Raw genomic sequence first — 446 nt, 5'->3', positions numbered from 1 at the left:
GACAAAACAGCGGGCCAGCGTTAGCAATTGCGCTGTAGCATTGTTTTGTCTTGATTTTTTGATTCTTTTTAATCAAGTAAAAAGAATAACCATTATTTGCTGTAAGGGGAGGATTCGAACCTCCAAGGAGCAGTTAGGCTACAGTTTCCACGATAAACTGTTTTGCAAATTATCGTGAAATGTCTGTGCTTTATCCCAAACCTCCACCCCCGAGACAGGAGGGCATGTTTGCCAATTCCATCACCTTACAATATTTAATCTTCTCCCTTTTTTTATAAATCAATATCAATTACTTGATGAAACATCTATAAAATGCAACCCCAACATTAAGCGAAGCTTAATAAGCGGGTGGGAAGACAAAACAGCGGGCCAGCGTTAGCAATTGCGCTGTAGCATTGTTTTGTCTTGATTTTTTGATTCTTTTTAATCAAGTAAAAAGAATAACC

The sequence above is a fragment of the Marivirga sp. genome, from assembly GCF_051117495.1.
Lineage (GTDB): Bacteria > Bacteroidota > Bacteroidia > Cytophagales > Cyclobacteriaceae > Marivirga.
The sequence above is the reverse complement of the archived record's forward strand: the minus strand, read 5'-3'. Positions refer to the sequence as shown.